Raw genomic sequence first — 1,305 nt, 5'->3', positions numbered from 1 at the left:
GTGCAGGTTGTTTCTGGGTGGGGTTGGTCGTTCGCCTGACAGCGGAGTGGCCTTTGGGTGATCGTGTCTTCTCGCCAAAGTCGACAACCGATCAACCCAAAGGCCGTGATGGACAGTCTGCTGGAAAGTACGTCCCGGGTCGAGGCGCTGACCGCCTTGTCCGGGTTCCGCCGCGCGTTGTATGCCTGCGCGGGCAGGCGGGCGGATGCGTTGTTCGAGCTGGTGGATGCGGTGCTGACGGCCCACGGTCCGGTCGATTCGCTGGTGGAGCTGTCGTCGGCGCAAGGATTCAGGCGCGGGCACGGTGCCCTGTACGGGGCGCTGGCCCGCGGTGACCTGGATGTGGGGGCGCTGCGCGGGCTGCTGGCGCGGTCGTGGGAGCCCGCCGGTCCGGGCCCGGTGAGGATCGCGGTGGACGTCTCGGCGTGGCCGCGTCCGCACGCCGCGACCAGCGCCCGGCGGTGCTTCTGCCACGCGCCGTGCCGGTGCACCACCACCCGCAAGGCCACGCCCGGGTGGCCGTACTCGTTCGCGGCCGGCCTGGAAGAGGGCGCGACGTCGTGGACCGCGCTGCTGGACGCGGTCCGGCTGGACCCGGACGACGACGCCACCACCGCCACCGTCGCCCAGGTCACACAGGTGGCAGCCGCCCTGGACCGGACCCCACGCCCCGCACCGCTGTTCGTCTTCGACGCGGGCTACGACCTGACCCGCATCAGCCACCTCCTGGCATCACAGGGAACCCCGGTACAGGTACTGGGCCGGGTGAAAGGCAACCGGGTCTACCGCGCAGACCCGGTCCAGCGTCCCCGCCACCTCGGCGGACGCCCCCGCCGCCACGGCGCCGTGTTCAAGCTCGCCGACCGGTCCACCTGGAGCACCCCCGCCGCAGCGCTCACCGCAAGGAGCGACCGCTACGGCGGCATCACCGTCCGCGCCTGGCACCGCCTCCACCAGGAACTCGACCGAGACCGCGGCTGGAAAGACCACCAGGGGCAACTGCCCGTCGTCCCGGGCACCCTCATCCTCATCGAGGCCGAACACCTGCCCGGCAGACGGACCCCGAAGCCGATGTGGCTGTGGCACACCACCCCCGACCCCGCCGACTTCGACCTCGGCCTCCTGTGGCGCACCTACCTGCGCCGCTTCGACATCGAACACACCTTCCGGCTCCTCAAACAGCAACTCGGCTGGACCGCACCCCAGATCCGCACCCCCGAACAAGGCGACCGCTGGACCTGGCTGATCCTGGCCGCCCACGCCCAGCTCCGCCTCGCCCGCCACCTCACCCAGGACCTACACCGC

General features: G+C 71.3%; 1 protein-coding gene. It reads left to right on the top strand.

The window, feature by feature from the left end:
* Positions 1 to 108: 108 nt before the first annotated feature.
* Positions 109 to 1,305: transposase (locus AC27LF_RS45465; RefSeq protein WP_487227892.1), on the top strand; the 1,197-nt coding region annotated here is incomplete at its 3' end.

Source organism: Streptomyces diversicolor, assembly GCF_057537855.1.
The sequence above is the reverse complement of the archived record's forward strand: the minus strand, read 5'-3'. Positions and strand labels throughout refer to the sequence as shown.